1 rRNA gene is annotated in these 437 nt (G+C 53.8%); it reads left to right on the forward strand.

Annotated elements, in window-relative coordinates:
• Positions 1-437 (forward strand): 16S ribosomal RNA (locus SB786_RS35670); the annotation flags it as partial.

Consider the following 437-nt stretch of genomic DNA (forward strand, 5'->3'; position numbering starts at 1 on the left):
GTTAATCGGAATTACTGGGCGTAAAGCGCGCGTAGGTGGCTAAGTCAGCCAGGTGTGAAAGCCCCGGGCTCAACCTGGGAACGGCATCTGGAACTGCTTGGCTAGAGTGCAGGAGAGGAAGGTAGAATTCCCGGTGTAGCGGTGAAATGCGTAGAGATCGGGAGGAATACCAGTGGCGAAGGCGGCCTTCTGGACTGACACTGACACTGAGGTGCGAAAGCGTGGGTAGCAAACAGGATTAGATACCCTGGTAGTCCACGCCGTAAACGATGTCAACTAGCCGTTGGAATCCTTGAGATTTTAGTGGCGCAGCTAACGCATTAAGTTGACCGCCTGGGGAGTACGGCCGCAAGGTTAAAACTCAAATGAATTGACGGGGGCCCGCACAAGCGGTGGAGCATGTGGTTTAATTCGAAGCAACGCGAAGAACCTTACCA

The organism is Burkholderia sp. SIMBA_062 (assembly GCF_046534765.1).
Taxonomy (GTDB): domain Bacteria; phylum Pseudomonadota; class Gammaproteobacteria; order Burkholderiales; family Burkholderiaceae; genus Burkholderia; species Burkholderia ambifaria.